At 77.2% G+C, this 18,662-nt stretch carries 13 protein-coding genes; 4 read left to right on the plus strand and 9 right to left on the minus strand.

Annotation, left to right across the window (positions count from 1 at the left end):
• Window positions 1-16 precede the first annotated feature (16 nt).
• The 6 genes from AS188_RS12260 to ftsY all read right to left on the minus strand — a co-directional run bounded on the left by AS188_RS12260 (window position 17) and on the right by ftsY (window position 6,742).
• Complete coding sequence (locus AS188_RS12260) at window positions 17-1,294, minus strand: hypothetical protein (protein WP_058859088.1); 1,278 nt, start codon at window positions 1,292-1,294, stop codon at window positions 17-19.
• A gap of 61 nt (window positions 1,295-1,355) precedes the next feature.
• A complete protein-coding gene (locus tag AS188_RS12265; protein ID WP_058859089.1) occupies window positions 1,356-1,841 on the minus strand; it encodes an NUDIX domain-containing protein in 486 nt (161 codons plus the stop codon).
• Between the two features lie 7 nt (window positions 1,842-1,848).
• The gene (gene ffh / locus AS188_RS12270; protein ID WP_058859090.1) at window positions 1,849-3,438 is read right to left on the minus strand and encodes a signal recognition particle protein; all 1,590 of its coding nucleotides are present in this window, start codon (window positions 3,436-3,438) and stop codon (window positions 1,849-1,851) included.
• Window positions 3,439-3,642: 204 nt separating this feature from the next.
• Window positions 3,643-3,981: a P-II family nitrogen regulator gene (locus tag AS188_RS12275; RefSeq protein ID WP_058859091.1), complete on the minus strand. Its 339-nt coding sequence runs from the start codon at window positions 3,979-3,981 to the stop codon at window positions 3,643-3,645.
• Window positions 3,982-4,025: 44 nt separating this feature from the next.
• Window positions 4,026-5,381, minus strand: coding sequence for an ammonium transporter (locus tag AS188_RS12280; RefSeq protein WP_083529592.1), 1,356 nt, complete (start codon window positions 5,379-5,381; stop codon window positions 4,026-4,028).
• 227 nt (window positions 5,382-5,608) lie between these two features.
• Entirely contained in the window at window positions 5,609-6,742 is a 1,134-nt protein-coding gene (gene ftsY / locus AS188_RS12285) for a signal recognition particle-docking protein FtsY (RefSeq protein WP_058859092.1), read from the minus strand.
• A gap of 57 nt (window positions 6,743-6,799) precedes the next feature.
• On the opposite strand from ftsY, the gene AS188_RS12290 reads away from it, so the two are divergent.
• The gene (locus tag AS188_RS12290) at window positions 6,800-8,005 is read left to right on the plus strand and encodes an MFS transporter (RefSeq protein WP_058859093.1); all 1,206 of its coding nucleotides are present in this window, start codon (window positions 6,800-6,802) and stop codon (window positions 8,003-8,005) included.
• Window positions 8,006-8,032: 27 nt separating this feature from the next.
• Here the strand turns inward: AS188_RS12290 and smc are convergent, their stop codons facing one another.
• The gene (gene smc / locus AS188_RS12295) at window positions 8,033-11,653 is read right to left on the minus strand and encodes a chromosome segregation protein SMC (RefSeq protein WP_058859094.1); all 3,621 of its coding nucleotides are present in this window, start codon (window positions 11,651-11,653) and stop codon (window positions 8,033-8,035) included.
• Window positions 11,654-11,900: 247 nt separating this feature from the next.
• Here smc and AS188_RS12300 point away from each other — a divergent pair, with 247 nt between their 5' ends.
• The 3 genes from AS188_RS12300 (at window position 11,901) to AS188_RS12310 (ending at window position 16,934) form a co-directional block, all read left to right on the plus strand.
• Entirely contained in the window at window positions 11,901-12,926 is a 1,026-nt protein-coding gene (locus AS188_RS12300) for a 3-oxoacyl-ACP synthase III (RefSeq protein WP_058859095.1), read from the plus strand.
• A 61-nt stretch (window positions 12,927-12,987) separates the two neighbouring features.
• On the plus strand, window positions 12,988-15,774 hold the full coding sequence (locus tag AS188_RS12305; RefSeq protein ID WP_083529438.1) for an alpha/beta fold hydrolase: 2,787 nt from the start codon (window positions 12,988-12,990) through the stop codon (window positions 15,772-15,774).
• Window positions 15,771-16,934 carry an NAD-dependent epimerase/dehydratase family protein gene (locus tag AS188_RS12310; protein WP_058859096.1) on the plus strand — a complete coding sequence of 388 codons (1,164 nt, stop codon included), beginning with the start codon at window positions 15,771-15,773 and terminating at the stop codon, window positions 16,932-16,934. The genes AS188_RS12305 and AS188_RS12310 overlap by 4 nt, the downstream gene beginning before the upstream one ends.
• Before the next feature lie 51 nt (window positions 16,935-16,985).
• On the opposite strand, the gene mutM is transcribed toward AS188_RS12310, so the two are convergent.
• Together mutM and rnc are read right to left on the minus strand one after the other, a co-directional pair.
• Window positions 16,986-17,927, minus strand: a complete 942-nt coding sequence (gene mutM, locus AS188_RS12315) for a bifunctional DNA-formamidopyrimidine glycosylase/DNA-(apurinic or apyrimidinic site) lyase (RefSeq protein WP_058859097.1) — start codon at window positions 17,925-17,927, stop codon at window positions 16,986-16,988.
• 32 nt (window positions 17,928-17,959) lie between these two features.
• A complete protein-coding gene (gene rnc, locus AS188_RS12320; protein ID WP_058859098.1) occupies window positions 17,960-18,658 on the minus strand; it encodes a ribonuclease III in 699 nt (232 codons plus the stop codon).
• Between the last annotated feature and the right edge of the window lie 4 nt (window positions 18,659-18,662).

Raw genomic sequence — 18,662 nt, forward strand, 5'->3', positions numbered from 1 at the left:
GGGCTCCCGGCGGACGCTAGTCCAGGCCGAAGAAGCGGCGCAGGCCCGTGCGCGCCGCCGACGGGCGGGGCGCGGGCCCCGGGTCGGGCCCCGGGTCGGGCGGCGCGGCGGCGCGGGCGCGCTCGCGGCGGGCCGCCCGCAGCGCCGCCCACCAGGCGCCCTCCGCGGCGGCGTCGGCGAGCAGCGCGGCCGAGAGGGTCCCGAGCACGCGCGCCCCGGCCCCGCCGCGGCGCGCGGCCCCGGCGAGCCCGACGCCGACGGCCGTCTCGGCCCCGGCGACCGCGAGCACGAGCCCGGGCCGGTGGACGAGGGCGCGCCGGCAGCGGTCGAGCAGCCCGTCCCCGGTGGGTGCGATGGTCATCGCCCGCAGCACGGCGGGCCCGACCCCGGTGGGCGCGTAGTGCTCGGCGTCCTCGAGCTCGGTCAGCTCGCGGCGGCCCTCGACGACCTTCGCGGCGAGCACCGGCAGGCCCAGCAGCTGCAGCACCGACTCCAGGACGAGTTCGGTCGAGTCCCCGGCCACGTAGTTGCGCAGCCGGTTGGTCTCGGCCGGGTCGAGGTCGAAGACGGAGGCGACGGACTCGACCTGCAGCTCCGAGGTCCCCGCGGCGCACAGGCGCACGAGGTCGTCCTGGAAGCGGGCGGCCGGGGTGTCGCGGCCGGTCCCGGCGGGCCCGCCGGCGGGGCGCCACTCCGGCCCCCACTCCAGGGCGCACACGGCGTCGGCGGCCTCCAGGTCCGTCACGTCGGCGGGGTCCTCCCCGGCGAGCAGGACCTCCGCCGAGCGGGTGGCGCCGTCGGAGGAGAGCACGACGGCGGGCTCGCCCAGGCCCGTGCGCACGGCCCAGTAGTCGACCTCGTCGTCGAAGACGACCACGGACCAGCCGTGCCGGGAGACGGCGGTGAACCCCGTCTGGGACAGGGCGGCGAGCACGGGCAGCTCCGGGGCGTCGAGGCGCACCAGCAGCACCCGGCGCAGGCCGGGGTGCTCGGGCTGCAGCCCGCGCCCGGTCTGTCGGGCGAGGTCGGCGGAGAGCTCGTCGAGGGTGCACCCGGGCTCCACGGTCCCGTCCTCGGCGGCCCGGGCCAGGCGGCCCCCGGCGTCGGCGAGGAACATCAGCTGCAGCGCCCCGGGGCCCTCGGCGAGGGCCCCGATGAGGCGGTGGCCGGCCACGACCCGGGCGACCGCGTCCGCGGCGGGGGCGTCGGCGCCCTCCGGGTGCGGCACCGTGGCGGGGGCCAGGTCCCACGCGGAGGTCGGGGAGGCGACGTCGTCGGCGGGCAGAGAGGTCATGGTGCCATGCTACGCCGTCGCCCGACCCGCCCCGGCGGCGCCCGCCGCCGGGGTCCGGGGCTCAGCCGTCCCCGTTGACGGTCTCCACGACCGTGCCCTCGCGCAGGGCCTCGAGCGCCCGGCGCAGCCGCAGGGCCAGGCCCGGGCGCAGCCAGCGGTCGAGCTCCTCGGGGGCCGCCCAGCGGTGGCTCAGCAGCTCCTCCTCCTGGATCCGCAGGGGGGTGTCGGCGGCGATCGTGCCGCCGTCGTAGACGAAGGACACGGAGTCCCCCCACACCCCCATGGCCACGCCGTGGGCGACCACGAGCAGCCGGCCCGGGGGCAGGTCGAGCCCGACCTCCTCGGCGACCTCCCGGAAGCAGCCGGTGCGGGGGTCCTCCCCCGCCTCGACGGTGCCGCCGGGCACGGTCCAGTCGGGCTTGTAGTTGGGCTCGACGATGAGCACGCGGCCCTCGGGGTCGCGGATCAGCGCCTCGGCGGCCAGCCGGCGGGTGGGCAGGGAGTCGACGAACTTCCGCAGCTCGGTCTCGGAGAGGTAGGAGCTCACGGCCGGGTCACTTCCCCAGGAACTTCTCGAAGCCCTTGGGCAGGTTCAGGTCGGCGGGGTCCGGCTCCTGCTGCGCGGCGCCGAAGGACGAGCCGACGGGGGCCTTCTGCTTGCGCTGCTGCTCGAGGGCCGCGTTCTCCTGGGCCCGCTTGGCGGGGTTGCCGGAGCGGGAGCCGCCCTTCTTCTTGGCCGCGGCCTTGCCCTTGCCCTTCTTCGCCCCGCCCCCGGCGGCGCCGGGCATCCCGGGGATCCCCGCGGGCATGCCGGGCACGCCCTTGCCCTGGGCCAGGCGCTTCATCATCTTCTGCGCCTGCGCGAAGCGCTCCATCAGCTGGTTCACCTCGGAGACGGTGACGCCGGAGCCGCGGGCGATGCGGGCGCGGCGGGAGCCGTTGATGATCCTCGGCGCGACCCGCTCGTGCGGGGTCATGGAGCGCACGATCGCCTCGACGCGGTCGATCTCGCGCTCGTCGAAGTTCTCCAGCTGCTCGCGCATCCCGGCGGCGCCGGGCATCATCATGAGCATCTTCTTCATCGAGCCCATCTTGCGCAGCTGCTGCATCTGCGCGAGGAAGTCCTCGAAGGTGAAGTCCTCCTGGTCGGTGAACTTCCGGGCCATCTTCTCGGCCTCGGCCCGGTCCCACTGCTGCTCGGCCTGCTCGATCAGCGTCAGGACGTCGCCCATGTCCAGGATGCGCGAGGCCATCCGGTCGGGGTGGAACTGCTCGAAGTCGTCGACGTTCTCGCCGGTGGAGGCGAACATGATGGGCTTGCCGGTCACGGAGGCCACGGACAGGGCCGCGCCGCCGCGGGCGTCGCCGTCGAGCTTGGACAGGACCACGCCGGTGAAGTCCACGCCCTCGTTGAAGGCCTGGGCGGTGTTGACCGCGTCCTGGCCGATCATCGCGTCGATGACGAAGAGCACCTCGTCGGGCTGCACCGCGTCGCGGATGTCGCGGGCCTGGGCCATGAGCGCCTCGTCGATGCCGAGGCGCCCGGCGGTGTCGACGATGACCACGTCGTGCAGGCGGGCGCGGGCCTGGGCCACGCCGTCGCGGGCCACCTGGACGGGGTCGCCCGTGGGGTCGTCGAACTCGGAGGTGGTGCCGGGGTGCGGGGCGAACACGGGCACCCCGGCCCGTTCGCCCACGACCTTGAGCTGGGTCACGGCGTTGGGCCGCTGCAGGTCCGAGGCCACGAGCAGCGGGCGGTGGCCCTGGCCCTTGAGCCACTTGCCGAGCTTGCCGGCCAGCGTCGTCTTGCCGGCGCCCTGGAGGCCGGCGAGCATGATGACGGTCGGGCCGGTCTTGGCCATGCGGATCCGGCGGGTCTGCCCGCCGAGGATGCCCTGGAGCTCCTCGTTGACGATCTTCACGACCTGCTGGCCCGGGTTGAGGGCCTCGGAGACCTCCGCGCCGAGGGCGCGCTGCTTGACCGCGGCGGTGAACTCGCGCACGACCGGCACGGCGACGTCGGCGTCGAGCAGGGCCCGGCGGATCTCCCGCACGGTGGCGTCGACGTCCGCCTCGGACAGGCGGCCCTTGCCCTTGAGGTTCTTGAAGGTGGCGGTCAACCGGTCGGACAGTGAAGTGAACACGGGTCGAAAGCTGCTTTCGTCGAGGGAGGCGGCCGGTGCGCCGCGGGGGTGCACTGCGGGGCGCGGCGCCGGCCCGAAGGCATCGGGTCGGTAGTCCAGGGTACCAACGCGGGGCCCGTCCTGCGCGGCGCACCGGCGCCCTCCCCGCGGGGAGGGCGCCGGTGCGCCGCGCGGCTGCCGCCCGCCGCCCGGGGCGGGCCCGTCCTACAGGGCGGTCTCGTCCCGCTCGCCGGTGCGCACGCGCACGGCCTCGGCGACGTCGAGGACCCACACCTTGCCGTCGCCGGCTCGGCCGGTGTTGGCCGAGGAGACGATGACGTCGACGATGTCGGTGGCCTGGTGGTCGTCGACGAGGATCTCCAGGCGCACCTTCTCGAGCAGGTCCACCGTGTACTCGGCGCCCCGGTAGACCTCGGTGTGGCCGCGCTGCTGGCCGTAGCCGTAGACGTTCTGGACGGTCATGCCCTGGACGCCGTAGGACTCGAGGGCGGACTTGATGTCCTTGAACTTGTCCGGGCGCACGATCGCGGTGACGAGCTTCATGGGAGGGCCTTTCTCGCAGGTGGTGGGTCGGGGCGGGCGCGGGCTCAGCCCGGCACCCGCGCGGAGCGGGCGGCGGGGGCGGTCTCCGGGGCCGCGCCCGCCGGGGCCTCCGGGGCGTCCGAGCCGGCGGGCGGGGCCGCCGCGGTGTGGCGGCCCGGGGTGAAGGAGCCCGTGGCGTCGCCGGCGAAGGAGTACCCGGTCTCGGCGTGCTGGGTGATGTCGATGCCGTCGATCTCGTCGCGCGGCGGGATGCGGAAGCCCACGGTCCGGTCGATCGCGACGGCGACGAGCAGGGTCAGGACGGCGCAGTAGACGACCGAGACGAGCACGGCCACCACCTGGGTCAGCAGCAGGCCGGGGCCGCCGCCGTAGAACAGCCCGGCGGTGCCCTCGGAGGGCAGCGCCACGAAGCCGAGGGCCACGGTCCCGACGACGCCGGAGACCAGGTGCACGCCGATGACGTCGAGGGAGTCGTCCATCCGCAGCCGGTACTTCAGCCCGACGGCGAGCGCGGAGGCGGTGCCGGCCAGCACGCCGATGCCGATCGCCCACACCGGGGAGACGTTGGCGCAGGCCGGGGTGATGGCCACGAGGCCGGCGACCGCGCCGGAGGCGGCGCCCAGGGAGGTGGGGTGGCCGTCGCGCACGCGCTCGGTGAGCAGCCAGGCGAGCATCGCGGCGGCGGGGGCGACCAGCGTGTTGACCCAGATCAGCCCGGCCTGCTCGGCGGTCGACGCCGCCCCCGCGTTGAAGCCGAACCAGCCGAACCACAGGATCGCGGCGCCCAGCATCACGAGCGGGAGGTTGTGCGGGCGCTGCCCGGGGTCCTTGCCGAAGCCCTGGCGGGCGCCGACGACGGCGATGAGCACGAGCGCGGCGACGCCGGCGTTGATGTGCACCACGAGCCCGCCGGCGAAGTCGATGGCCTCGCCCAGGGCCGCGCCGATCGCGCCGTCCTCGGTGAGCAGCCCCCCGCCCCAGACCATGAAGGCCAGCGGGGCGTAGACGAGGGTGGTCCACACGGGCACGAACAGGGCCCAGGCGCCGAAGCGGGCGCGGTCGGCGATGGCGCCGGAGATCAGCGCCACGGTGATGATGGCGAAGGTCCCGCCGTAGGCGGCGCCCAGCAGCCCGTCGGTGCCCATGAGGTCGCCCAGGGCGAAGGAGGGCACCGGGCTGGCGGTGAGCCCGCCGAGCAGCGGGTCCCCGCCGCTCATGGAGTAGCCCCACAGCACCCACACGACCGAGACCATGCCGATCGCGATGAAGCTCATCATCATCATGTTCAGCACGCCCTTGGCGCGGGTCATGCCGCCGTAGAACAGGGCCAGCCCGGGGGTCATGAAGAAGACCAGGGCGGCCGCGACGATCGTCCACACGTGTCCAGCGGTGATGTCCACGATCTGCACCTCTTTCTCGAGTCCGTTGCGTTGCGGGTCCGGCGCCGCCGGCCCGTCCCCCTGCTGCGGGGCCGGTCGGCGCTCACCGTCGCTACGAGTCTCGGCAAGAGATGTTTCGGGCACGCCCGCGGGCCGTTGCGGGCATGTTTCGCGCCCGCCGCCACGGTTACGGGTCCGTGAAGTGCGGCGGGCGCGAGGCGTCCCTGTGGGCCCTTGCGGGGACGGGCTCAGTCGAGCAGGGCGTCCACGAAGGCCTCGGGCTCGAACGGGGCGAGGTCGTCGGGGCCCTCCCCCAGGCCGATGAGCTTGACGGGCACGCCGAGGCTGCGCTGGATCGCGACGACGATCCCGCCCTTGGCCGTGCCGTCGAGCTTGGTCAGCACGATCCCGGTGATGTGCACCGCCTCGGCGAAGACCCGGGCCTGGGTCATGCCGTTCTGCCCGGTGGTGGCGTCGAGCACGAGCAGCACCTCGTCGACGGCGGCGGCCTTCTCGACGACGCGCTTGATCTTGCCGAGCTGGTCCATCAGCCCGGCCTTGTTCTGCAGCCGCCCGGCGGTGTCCACGAGCACGACGTCGGCCTCCTGCTCGATGCCGGCCGAGACGGCGTCGTGGGCGACGGAGGCGGGGTCGGCGCCCTCGACGTCGGAGCGGACCGTGGGCACGCCCACGCGGGCGCCCCAGGTGGCCAGCTGGTCGGCGGCGGCGGCGCGGAACGTGTCCGCCGCCCCGAGCAGGACGTCCTTGTCCTCCGCCACGAGCACGCGGGCGAGCTTGCCGACGGTCGTGGTCTTGCCCACGCCGTTGACGCCGACCACGAGCACGACGGCGGGCAGCGGCCCCTTCCGGTCCACGGCCAGGGAGCGGTCCATGGCGGGGTCCACGAGGCGCAGGAGCTCCTCGCGCAGCATGGCCTTGACGTGGGCGGGGTCGTTCGTGCCCTCGACGCGCACCCGGCGCTGGAGCGCCTCGACGAGCTCCGTCGTGGCGTCGGTGCCGAGGTCAGCCAGCAGCAGCGTCTCCTCGATCTCGTCCCAGACGTCCTGGTCGATCCGGTCGCGGGAGAGCAGGGCGAGCAGGCCCTTGCCGAACACGGAGTTGGAGCGCGCCAGCCGCCCGCGCAGCCGGGCCATGCGGGAGGCGGCGGACTCGGGCCGCTCCAGCCGCGGGGCGGGCTCCTCCGGCGGGGCCTCCGCGGTGCCGGGGCGCAGGTCCCCGGGGGCCTGCACGGGGTCGTCCGGGTCCCGGGTCGAGGGGTAGCCGCCGCGGGGAGCCTTGGGCCCGCGCAGCAGCACGAGGCCCAGCAGGCCGAGCACCACCACGGCGACGAGCACGTACGCGATGACGGGTATCGATTCCACGCACAGAAGCTTCTCACACCGTCCCCGCCGCTCCCGGGCGGTCACTAGACTCGTCGGGTGCCGACCCAGCCCGCCGCCCCCGACCGTGACCGCGTGCCCCAGCAGATCACGGTGCTCATCGCCGCCGCCTTCGTGATCGCCGTGGGCTACGGCATCGTCGCCCCCGTGCTCCCGCAGTTCGCCACGACCTTCGGCGTGGGCGTCTCCGCCGCGGGCGCCGTGGTGAGCGCCTTCGCCCTGGCCCGGCTGCTCTTCGCCCCGGCCGGCGGGCGGATCCTGGCCCGGATCGGCGAACGCCCCACCTACGTGGTGGGCGTCCTCGTCGTGGCGGTCTCCTCGGCGGCCACCGCGTTCGCGCAGTCCTACTGGCAGCTGCTGGTCTTCCGCGGCCTGGGCGGGATCGGGTCCGTGATGTTCACCATCTCCGCGATGGGGCTGATCGTGCGCCTGGCCCCGCCCCGGATGCGCGGCCGGGTCTCCGGCTACTACGCGAGCGCGTTCCTGCTCGGCGGCGTCCTCGGACCCGTGATCGGGGGCCTGCTGGCGGGGCTGGGGCTGCAGGCGCCGTTCCTGATCTACGCCGCGGCGCTGCTGGTGGCCGTGGCCGTGGTGCACTTCCGGCTCAGGGACGAGGTCCTCGGCGAGGGCCGCGCGGGCGCCGCCCAGCCGGTGCTGACCCCGCGCGAGGCGTGGTCGGTCGGCGCCTACCGGGCGGCGGTGGCCTCGAACTTCGCCAACGGGTGGACCTCCTACGGCATCCGCGTGGCCCTCGTGCCGCTGCTGGCCGTCGCGGTCCTGGGCGCGGGCCCGGGCGTGGCCGGTCTGGCGCTCGCGGTCTTCGCGGCCGGCAACGCGCTGGCGCTGACGGTCACCGGCCGGCTCACCGACCGGTTCGGCCGCCGGCCCCTCGTGCTCGTGGGACTGGTCGTCAACGGGGTGGCGACCACGGCCCTGGGCCTGTCCGGGGACGTGGTGACCTTCGTGGTCCTGTCCCTGGTGGCCGGAATGGGCTCGGGCACCATGAACCCCGGCCAGCAGGCGGCGGTCGCGGACGTGATCGGCCCCGACCGCTCGGGCGGGCCCGTGCTGGCCCGCTACCAGATGAGCGCGGACGCCGGGCAGATCCTGGGGCCGGTCGTGGCGGGGGCGCTGGCCGACGCCGCCGGCTTCGGGTGGGCGTTCGGGGTCTCGGGGGCCCTGATGCTGCTGGCCGCCCTCGCGTGGCTGCCCGTGCGCGACACCCTGCCGCGCACCGCGGACTGAGCCGCCGGCCCCGGCGCGGCACCGGCCTCAGCGCAGCTCGGCGAGGCGCTGGCCGACGACCGTGGTCACCCCGTCCCCGCGCATGGCGACCCCGTAGAGGGCGTCGGCGATCTCCATCGTGCGCTTCTGGTGGGTGATGACGATCAGCTGCGAGGTCTCCTTCAGCTGCTGCAGCACGGTCAGCAGCCGCCCCAGGTTGCGGTCGTCGAGGGCGGCCTCGACCTCGTCCATGACGTAGAACGGGGAGGGCCGGGCCCGGAAGATCGCCACGAGCAGCGCGATCGCGGTCAGGGACCGCTCCCCGCCCGAGAGCAGGGACAGCCGCTTGACCTTCTTGCCGGCCGGCCGGGCCTCGACCTCGATGCCCGTGGTGAGCAGGTCGGTGGGGTCGGTCAGCCGCAGCCGGCCCTCCCCGCCGGGGAAGAGGGTGGCGAAGACCTGCTCGAACTGCGCCGCGGTGTCGGCGAAGGCCGCGCCGAAGACCTCCTCGACGTGCCGGTCGACGTCGCGGATGATGGCGCGCAGGTCCGCCCGGGAGCGCCGGAGGTCCTCGAGCTGCTCGGCCAGGAAGCGGTGGCGCTCCTCCAGGGCGGCGAACTCCTCGAGCGCGAGCGGGTTGACCCGCCCCAGCGCGGCCAGCTCCTTCTCGGCCCGGCGCAGCCGCCGCTCCTGCTCGGCGCGCACGTAGGCGGTGCCCGGCTCCTCCTCGAACAGGGTCTCCTGCCCGTCCGTCCCCGGCGCGCCGTCGTCGGCGCCGGGCGCGGCGGGGACCGGCAGGTGCGGGCCGTAGTGCTCCACGAGGGCGTCGGGGGTCAGGCCGAGCTCCTCGAGGGAGCGGGCCTCGAGGGCCTCGACGCGGGAGCGCTGCCGGGTGCGCGCGAGCTCGTCGCGGTGCACGGAGTCCGTGAGCTCGGCGACGCGGGCGGCGAGCCGGTCGTTCGCGGCGCGCAGGTCGGTCAGCTCGGCGTCCAGCCGGGCCCGCACCGCCTCGGCGCGCTCGCGGGCGGCCTCCGCGGCGGCCGCGGAGTCCGCGACCCGGGCGAGCAGGGCCTCGGCCGCCGCGTGCACCGCCTCGGCGGTGCGCGCCTGCGCGCGGCGCCGGCGGGCCCGCTGCTCGGCCTCCTCGCGGGCCCGGCGCTCGGCGGCGGCGGCCCGCTCCTGGGAGGCCGCGCGGGCGCCCAGGGCCCGGGCCTGCTCCTCGAGGGAGCGCAGGGCCAGGCGCGCCTCGGTCTCGGCGGCGCGGGCCGCGGACGCGCCCCGGTGGGCCTCCTCGCGCCGGGCGGCGGCCTCGAGCTGGGCGGCCTCGTCGTCGCCGGGGTCCTCGGCCTCGGCCGCGGCCAGCCGCCCGACCGCCTCCTCGAGCCGGCGCTGGTCCCCGGCGAGGCGCTCCCGGGCGGCGGCGAGCTCGTCGTCGGCGCGGCGGGTCTCGGCCTCGGCGGAGCCGAGCACGGCCCGCACCCGGTCGAGCTCGGCGGCGGCCCGGTCGGCGTCGCGCTCGGCCGCGCGCAGCGCCGCCGCGGCGGCCTCGGCCCGGGCGCGGGCGGCGGTGCGCGCGGCGGCGGCGGAGGTCTCGGCCTCCCGGGCGGCGTGCAGGCGCCCGGCCAGGGCGGCGCGCTCGGCCTCGGCGCGCTCGGCCGCGGCGCGGGTCTCGAGCGTGCCCGCGGCCTCGGCGGCTCCGCCCCGGGCGCTGACGGCGGTCAGCACGTCGCCGTCGCGGGTGACGGCCGTCAGCCGCGGGTCGGCGGCGACGACCTGGGCGGCGGTGGCGGGGTCCTCCGTGAGCACGGTGCGGGCCAGCGCCGCCCGCACCGCGGCGGCCGCGCGCCCGGCGTCGTCGTCCGGGTCCCCGGCCGCGCCGCCGGGGGCGCGCAGCACGTCCGCGGCGGCGAGCGCGCCGGGCAGCTCCGGCACCGCGGGGGCCTCGGGGCCGGCCCCTGCCGCGGCCACGAGCAGCTGCACCCGGCCGCGGCCGGCCTCGCGCAGGGTCGCGAGCACGCCGAGGGCCGCCCCGTGGGAGCGCACGGCGAGCGCGTCGGCGAGCGGGCCGAGCGCGGCGGTCACGGCACGCTCCCAGCCCGGGGCGACGCCCACGAGGTCGGCCACGGCGCCCACGACGTCCTCGGGGTGGGCCGCGCGCACCGCCGCCGAGCCGTCGGGCTGGCGCAGCGCGGCGCGCAGCGTCTCGGCCCGCGCCGCCTGGGCGTCGTGGGCGCGCAGCAGCTCCTGCACCGCGGCCCCGGCCTCCCGGGCCGCGGTGCGGGCGGCGTCGTGGGCGGCCGCGGCCTCGTCGTGGGCGGCGCGGGCGGTCGCGGCGGCCTCGGCGGCGCGACCGGCGGCCAGGCGCAGGCGGTCGGCCTCCGCCCCGGCGCCCTCCCGGCGGGCCCCGGCCCCGGCGTGGGCCTCGTGCAGCCGGGCCAGGGCCTGCTCGGCGGCCTCGACGCGGGAGCGGGCGGCGGCCACGGCCCCGGTGAGCCGGGCCGCGCCCTCGCGCCGGTCCGCGGCGGCGCGCAGCAGCCCGGTGACCACCGCATCCTGGTCCCGGGCGGCGGCCTCGGCGGCCTCGCGGTCCTCGATCGCGGCGGCCAGGGCGTCCGTGGCGTCCTCGACCTGCTCGAGCAGCCGGGCCTGCTCCTCGCGGGTGCGGGCGGCCTGGGCGGCCAGCCGGCCGGGGTCGCGGCCGGGCTCGGCGGGGGCCTCGGCGGCGCCCAGGAGGCGGCGGCGCTCGGCGGCCAGGCGCGCCAGCGAGCGGCAGCGCTCCTGCACGGCGGTGAGCCGGTACCACGTGTCCCGGGCGGCGTTGAGGGCCGGGGTCGCCCGGGCGGCGCGCGCCTCGACCTCGGCCTGCCGGGCGCGCCCGGCGTCGAGGGCCCGCTGCGCCTCGTCCTTCTCGGCGCGCAGGCGCCGCTCGAGCTCCTCGTCGGCGGCCAGGCCGGTGCGGGCCTGCACGAGGTCGTCGGCCAGCAGCCGGGCGCGGGCGTCGCGGGCGTCGTGCTGGATGCGCTGGGCGCGGCGGGCGGTGCGGGCCTGCCGGCCCAGGGGCGCGAGCTGGCGGCGCAGCTCGGCCGTGAGGTCCTCGAGCCGGTCGAGGTTGGCCTGCATCGCCTCGAGCTTGCGCAGGGTGCGCTCCTTGCGGCGGCGGTGCTTGAGCACCCCCGCGGCCTCCTCCACGAACCCGCGCCGCTCCTCGGGGCTGGCGTGCAGGATCCGGTCGAGCCGGCCCTGGCCGACGACGACGTGCATCTCCCGGCCGAGCCCGGAGTCGGAGAGCAGCTCCTGGATGTCCAGCAGCCGGCAGGGCCGGTTGTTGATCGCGTACTCGGAGCCGCCGGTGCGGAAGAGGGTCCGGGAGATCGTCACCTCGGCGTAGTCGATCGGCAGGGCGCCGTCGGCGTTGTCGATCGTCAGGGACACGTGGGCCCGGCCCAGCGGGGCCCGGCCGGCGGTGCCGGCGAAGATCACGTCCTCCATCTTCCCGCCGCGCAGCGACTTGGCGCCCTGCTCGCCCATCACCCAGGCGAGGGCGTCCACGACGTTGGACTTCCCGGAGCCGTTGGGGCCCACCACGGCGGTGACCCCGGGCTCGAACTCGAAGGTCGTGGCCGAGGCGAAGGACTTGAACCCGCGCACGGTCAGCGTCTTCAGGTGCACGGGGGCGGCTCCAGGGGCGGGGGCGGTCTCGGACCCGCACGAGTCTAGCCGCGCCCCGGGACGGCCCGCGCGGGGACGGGAGCCACCCCGGCGTGAGACGATCAGCCTGCAGAGAAACCGGCCGGTGCGCGCCGGGCCCCCGGGAGCGCGCCACTAGACTGGCGCCGACCAGCCCCGCACCGTCAGCCCGCCCGGTCCCGCACCGGACCGTTGCGCGGCGACGGGCCCCGAAGGAAAGCCAGAGACCTTGACCGGTAATTCCACGATGCGCCACCGCAACGCCGCCCTCCTCGCCATCACGAAGGTCGAGGCGGACGAGGTCGTGCCCTCCTCGCAGGCCGACGAGGTCCTGGCCGGCACCTTCGAGCGGCTGAGGATGCCCAAGGGGCTGCTCGAGCGGCTCGCGGGCGTGAAGGAGCGGCGCGAGTGGGCGCCGGGCCGCCACTTCACCGACGGCGCCGTGGAGGCGGGCCAGGCCGCGCTCGAGCAGGCCGGGGTGCGCCCGGAGCAGGTGGGGCTGCTGATCAACGCCTCCGTGACCCGCGACGGCTACGAGCCGGCGGTCTCCGTCTCGGTCCACCACCGCCTGGGGCTGCCCTCCTCCGCGCTGAACTTCGACGTCACCAACGCCTGCCTCGGCTTCGTCAACGGGCTCACCATCGCCGCCACGATGATCGACGCGGGCGCGATCGACTACGCCGTCGTCGTCGCCGGCGAGGACCCCCGGCCCTGGCACCGCGAGACCTACGAGCGGCTGCAGGCCCCCGGCGTGACCCGGGCCGACGTCGTGCGGGAGTTCGCGACCCTGACCCTCGGCTGCGGCGCGGCCGCGGCCGTGGTGGGACCCGCCGACCGCCACCCGGAGGGCCACCGCGTGGCCGGGTCGGTGACCCGCTCCGCGACCGAGCACCACGGCCTGTGCATCGGCGGCTTCGACGGGATGTTCACCGACGCCACCGGGCTGCTCAAGCACGGCGTGGGCCTGCTCGAGCAGGCCTGGAACGACGCCCACGCGGACGGCTGGGACTGGCAGGAGATGGACCGCTACATCGGCCACCAGGTCTCCATGTCCCACACCAACAAGCTGTTCGCCGACGTCGGGATCGACCCCGACCGCTTCCCGGTGACCTTCCCCTTCTGGGGCAACGTCGCCGCGGCCGCGCTGCCCATGACCCTCGCCCTCGAGGCCGAGTCCCTGGGCGCAGGGGACCGCGTGCTCCTGCTGGGCGTGGGCTCCGGGCTGAACGCGACGTACATGGAGATCGACTGGTGAGCCGCTGACCACCCGCACCGACCCGCCCCCGCCGCCCCGACCCGTGAGGAGCATCCCGCCCATGGCACGCACCCGACCGTCCACGCCCCCGCGCCGCGCCGGAGCCGGCCGAGGTCCGGAGGGGGCGCGGCTGCCCGGAACGGAGGTGCCGCTGCCGGGGGTGGACCCCGCCTGGTCGCGCACCCTCACCGTGGCCTCCACGGCCCCCGTGGAGCCCGTGCCGGGCCGGCGGCGCCGCTGGCACGTGCTGGACAACGCCGCCTCCCTGGAGGCGGCCGGGCTCACCCCGCGCGGGACGGTCCTGGCGGTGCACGGCAACCCGACCTGGTCCTACCTGTGGCGCACCGTGCTGGCCGCCGCCACCGACCCGGCCAACCCCTGGCGCGTGGTGGCCGTGGACCAGCTCGACATGGGCTTCTCCGAGCGCACGGGCCTGACCCGGCGCCTCGACGACCGGGTGCGCGACCTCGCCGACCTCACCGCCGCCCTCGGCCTCGACGACGGCCCCGGGCCGGTGGTGACCCTCGCCCACGACTGGGGCGGACTGATCTCCTCCGGCTGGGCCCTCGAGCACCCCGGGGTGCACGCCGGGACGATCCTCACGAACACCGCCGTCCACCACGACGGCGCCGAGCGGATCCCGGCCGCGCTGCGCCTGGCCCTGGCCCCGGCCGCCCACGGGCTGCTCACCGACCGCACCTCCGCGTTCCTGGACGTCACCCTGCGCCTGGCCGACCCGCCGCTGCCCCCGGAGGTGCGGGCCGCCTACCGGGCGCCCTACGCGACCCGCGGGCGGCGCCGGGCGATCCGCGACTTCGTGGCCGACATCCCCGTGCCCGCGGGCCACCCCTCGCACGAGCCCTTCGAGCGGATCGCGGCTGGCGTGGCCCGGCTGCAGGGCCCCGCCCTGCTGCTGTGGGGCACCGGGGACCCGGTCTTCCAGGAGCGCTACCTCGCCGACCTGATGCGCCGGCTCCCGCACGCGGACGTCCACCGCTTCGAGGGCGGCAACCACCTGGTCGCCGAGTCCCGGGACATCGCGACCCCCGTGCTGGCCTGGCTCGCCGACCGTTTCGGCCCCGGACCGACCCGCCGTCAGCGCCACCTGCAGGCGCGCGCACGCGCGGCGGAGCCCTTCGTGCCGTTCCACGCCGGGCTCGAGGAGCGCCGCGCCGACCCCGGCCTCGCCGTCGTCGACATGGCCCCCGCCGGGGACGGGCCCGCGGACGGGGCACCCCCGGTGCGCGCGTCGCTGAGCTGGGCCGGGCTGGCCGAGCGCGTGGAGCGCCTCGCGGCCGGGCTCACGGCCGCCGGCGTGCGCCCCGGCGACCGCGTCAACCTCATGGTCCCGCCCGGCTCGGAGCTGACCGCGCTGCTCTACGCGTGCCTGCGGATCGGCGCCGTGATCGTCGTGGCCGACACCGGCCTCGGGCCCAAGGGCCTCACCCGCGCGCTGCGCGGGGCGCGCCCCGCCTGGCTGGTCGGGATCCGCCGGGCGCTCGTGGCCGGCCGCGCGCTGGGCTGGCCCGGCACCCGGATCGCCGTCGAGGACCTCGACCCCGTCTCCCGGCGGGCCCTGGGCGCGGTGGCCGACGTGCCCGGCCTGCTGCGCACGGCCCCGGACCCGGAGCTGCCCGTCCCGGACCCCGACGACGACGCGGCGGTGCTGTTCACCTCCGGCTCCACCGGCCCGGCCAAGGGCGTGGTCTACACGCACCGCCAGCTCGCGGCCATGCGCGACGCGGTGGCGGCGACGTGCGGGCTCGTGCCCGGCACGGGGCTCGTGGCCGGCTTCGCCCCGTTCGCGCTGCTCGGCCCCGCCCTGGGCGTCACCTCGGTCACCCCCGACATGGACGTCACCGCCCCGCGGACCCTCACCGCCCGGGCCCTGGCCGACGCGGCGGCGGCCATCCGCGCCACCGCGGTGTTCCTCTCCCCCGCCGCGATCGACAACCTCCTGGCCACCCAGGACGGGCTGGGCCCGGCCGGGCGCGCGGCGCTCGGGGACGTGCGGATGCTGCTCTCCGCCGGCGCCCCCCTGCCCGAGCCGCTGCTGGAGCGCACGCAGGCGCTGCTGCCCGCGGCCGAGCTGCACACCCCCTACGGCATGACGGAGGGGCTGCCCCTGACCGACGTCACCCTCGAGGGCATCCGCCGGGCCCGCGCCGACGCCCGGCCCGCGGACCTCGCCGACGAGCTCACCGGCGCCCCGGCCGTGGCCGGGGCGGGCAACGGGGTGTGCGTGGGCACCCCCGTCCCCGGGACCGAGCTCGCGGTCACCCCCCTGGGCCCCGACGGCGTCCCCGGGACGGAGCCGACCCGGGAGGCCGGGACCACGGGGGAGATCCTCGCCCGGGCCCCGCACGTGAAGGACCGCTACGACCGGCTGTGGGCCACCGAGCACGAGGCGACCGCGCTGCCCGGCTGGCACCGCACGGGCGACGTCGGCCACCTCGACGCCGCCGGGCGGCTGTGGGTCGAGGGCCGGCTGGCGCACGTGGTCGTCACCGCCGAGGGCGTGCGCACCCCGGTGGCCGCCGAGCACGCGGCCCAGGACGTCCCGGGCACCGGCCGGGTCGCGGTCGTGGGCGTGGGCCCGCGCGGCCGGCAGGTGCCCGTGGCCGTGGCCGAGACGGTCCCGCCGGCGCGGCGCCCCGGTCCCGCGGACCCGGAGCTCGCCGGCGCCGTCCGGGCCGCCGTGCGCGGGGCCACGGGCCTGGACCTCGCGGCGGTGCTCGTGCTCCCCGAGCACCCGACCGACGTGCGGCACAACTCCAAGATCGACCGAGCCCTGCTGGCCGGGTGGGCCGAGGCCGCCCTCGCCGGAGGAAGGATCAGCACCCCGTGAGCGCGAAGCACCGCAGCACCGAGGCCCTCGTCCCCGACCCCGCGGCGGCGGAGGCCGCCGCCGCCCCGCCCCCCGCGGGTAGCCACGACGCCGAGCAGGGCCCGCCGGAGCTGAGCGGGCAGGGCCGCCGGGTCCTGGTCACCGGCGCCTCGGGCATGCTCGGCGAGCACGTCGCCCGCCGGCTGGTCGCCCGGGGGTGGACGGTCCGGCTCCTCCAGCGCGGGCACGCCGCGCTGGCCGACCAGCGCAACGTCGAGGAGGTGCGGGGCTCCGTCACGGACCCCGACGCCGTGGCCCGGGCGATGGAGGACGTCGACGACGTCGTCCACCTCGCCGCCAAGGTCTCCTTCGCCGGGGACTGGGACGAGTTCGTGCTCACCAACGTCACCGGGACCCGCACCGTGCTGGAGACCGCCCGGCGCGCGGGCGCCCGCAACGTGGTGTTCGTCTCCTCGCCCTCCGTGGCCCACACCGGGACCTCCCTCGTGGGCGAGCCCGCCCGCCCCGCCGACCCCGTGCGGGCCCGCGGCCACTACGCCCGCTCCAAGGCGGCCGCCGAGCTGCTGGCCCTCGACGCCGACGACGAGCAGCTGCGCGTGACCGCCGTGCGCCCGCACATCGTGTGGGGCCCCGGCGACACCCAGCTCGTGGAGCGCGTCGTCGACCGGGCCGCGGCGGGGCGGCTGCCGCTGCTCGACGCCGGGGCCGCGCTGATCGACACGACCTACGTCGACAACGCCGCCGAGGCGGTCGTGCGGGCCCTCGAGCGCATCGAGCAGGCCCACGGGCAGGCGTTCGTGGTCTCCAACGGCCAGCCGCGGCCCGTGGGCGAGCTGATCGCCGGGTTCTGCCGCGCCGCCGGCGTGGAGCCGCCCCGGCGCCGCGTGCCGGGCTGGGCCGCCCGCCTCGCCGGACGGGTGATCGAGCGGGCCTGGGCCGTGCGCCCGGGCCGGGACGAGCCGCCCATGACGGAGTTCCTGGCCGAGCAGCTGTCCACGGCGCACTGGTTCGACCAGCGGCGCACCCGCGAGGTCCTGGGCTGGCACCCGGAGGTCACGGTCGAGGAGGGCATGGCGCGCCTGGCCGAGCACTACCGGCGGCATCCGCGCGGCGGCGCCGCCCTGCCCGCCACGGGCTCCACCCCCGCCGAGCCCGCCTGAGCACGACGGGCCCGCGGTCCCCGGAGGGACCGCGGGCCGTGGCGGCCGGGCTCAGAACCGGGCGTTGCGCGGGGTGCGCTGGCAGGCCGGGCAGCGGTAGGAGGAGCGGTTCATGAACTGCTCGCGCACGATCAGCGTGCCCCGGCCCTCCTCGGCGCAGCGCCGGCACGCCCGCCCGGCGCGGCCGTAGGCGTCCAGGGAGCGGGCGAACCACCCGGACTCCCCGTTGACGTTGACGTAGAGGGAGTCGAAGCTCGTGCCGCCGGCGGCCAGGGCCTGCTCCATCACCGCGCGCACCGCGTCCAGCAGCCGGACGGTCTCCGGGCGCCGGAGCGTGTCGGTGGGCCGGGCCCAGTGCAGGCGGGCCCGCCACAGCGCCTCGTCGGCGTAGATGTTGCCGATCCCCGAGACCAGCGACTGGTCCAGCAGGGCCCGCTTGAGCCCGGTGCGGCGGCGGCGCAGGCGCGCGTGCACGGCGTCGGCGTCGAAGGCCGGGTCCAGGGGGTCCCGCCCGATGTGGGCGGCGCGGGCGGGCACGAGCGGCAGCCCGGTGGCCCCGAGGCCGCCGGGGGCGGCGTCGGCGGTGGGCACGAGCGGGTCGAGGACCATGCCCCCGAAGATCCGCTGGTCGACGAAGCGCAGCTCGTCGGGGACCCCGGGGCGGGGTCCGAGGCGCAGGCGCACCCTCAGGTGCTTCTCGTCGGGCCGGCCCGCGTCCTGGACGAGCAGCTGCCCGCTCATCCCGAGGTGCACGAGCAGCGCCTCCTGCGGGTCCGCCCCGTCCGCGCCCGTGAGGGGCAGCCAGAGGAACTTCCCGCGGCGCACGGCGTCGGCCACGACCGCGCCGGAGAGCTCGTGGGCGAAGTGCGCGGGGCCGGCCTCGTGGCGGCGCACCGAGCGGGGGTCCAGCACCTGGGCCTCCTCGACCGTGCGGCCCACGACCCAGCGGGCCACCCCGCGGCGGACGACCTCGACCTCGGGCAGCTCAGGCACGGGGCTCCCCCGGGGCGCCGGTGCGCACCGGCTCAGACACCGGTGCGGGCGGCCAGGGCGGCGCAGGCCTGGGCGGCGGCGGAGCGCTCGGCCTCCTTCTTCGTGGTGCCGGTGCCGGTGCCGTGCTCGGTCCCGCCCACGAGGGCGCGCGCCTCGTAGCGGCGGTCGTGGTCGGGTCCGGTGCCCTCCACGGCGTAGCGCACGGGGCCCAGGCCCCGGGCGGCGGCCAGCTCCTGGAGCTCGGTCTTCCAGTCGCGGCCCTCGGTCACCACGAAGCCGGCCTCCAGCAGGGGCACGACCAGGCGCAGCACGAAGGCCCGGGCCGGCTCGAGGCCCGCGCAGACGTAGACGGCGCCGATGAGGGCCTCCATGGTGTCGGCGAGGATCGAGGCCTTCTCGTGGCCGCGGGTGCGCACCTCGCCCTTGCCCAGCCGGATGTGCGGCCCCAGCCCGAGGGAGCGGGCGAGCTCGGCCAGCGTGCGGGTGCTGACCACCGCGGCGCGGATCTTCGCGAGGCTGCCCTCGGAGTCCTCCGGGTAGCGGTGGTAGATCTCGTCCGTGACGGCCAGGCCCAGCACCGAGTCGCCGAGGAACTCGAGGCGCTCGTTGTGGGCCTCGCCCTCGTGCTCGTAGGCGTAGGAGCGGTGGGTCAGGGCACAGCGGAGCGTCCCGGCGTCGATGTCGACGCCGAGACGCTCCAGAAGGTCCTGACTGCTCTCGGTGGGGGTCACCGTG

This window comes from Kocuria flava (genome assembly GCF_001482365.1).
Lineage (GTDB): Bacteria > Actinomycetota > Actinomycetes > Actinomycetales > Micrococcaceae > Kocuria > Kocuria flava.

Bases quoted from the DNA above. Each gene is read 5' to 3' on its own strand.
- AS188_RS12260 (WP_058859088.1), bottom strand. From the start codon at position 1,294: ATGACCTCTCTGCCCGCCGACGACGTCGCCTCCCCGACCTCCGCGTGG.
- AS188_RS12275 (WP_058859091.1), bottom strand. From the start codon at position 3,981: ATGAAGCTCGTCACCGCGATCGTGCGCCCGGACAAGTTCAAGGACATC.
- AS188_RS12305 (WP_083529438.1), top strand. From the start codon at position 12,988: ATGGCACGCACCCGACCGTCCACGCCCCCGCGCCGCGCCGGAGCCGGC.